General features: G+C 44.6%; 1 protein-coding gene. It reads left to right on the top strand.

What is annotated here, in order from left to right; genetic code table 11:
- Positions 1-49: 49 nt before the first annotated feature.
- The coding region (locus GVO63_RS19315) for a hypothetical protein (protein ID WP_236552225.1) at positions 50-280 on the top strand (231 nt) is incomplete at its 3' end.

Below are 280 nucleotides of genomic sequence, written 5' to 3' on the forward strand. Positions count from 1 at the left end.
TTATTCACGAAAAGGCAATAAAGCCAACCGCAGCTCAACTGATGTTTTAATGGAAAATTCACGTGTGCCAGGCAATCATCCGCATGTTGAAAATTCCGAGTTGCCGAACATCATCATGGGTATCGATCCTGCTGATATTGTCGAACGCATCGAGGAACGTGTTGATCAAGCAAAAGCTCGATTGCGCATGTCGGGTAAACGCATTCAAGTCAACACCCATGTGTTGAATGGTTCTGTGTTCAGCCACCCTTTAAAAACCGAACAGCTAAAGATTGCCGAT

This window comes from Alteromonas sp. KUL106 (genome assembly GCF_009811415.1).
In the GTDB taxonomy this organism is placed as follows: domain Bacteria; phylum Pseudomonadota; class Gammaproteobacteria; order Enterobacterales; family Alteromonadaceae; genus Alteromonas.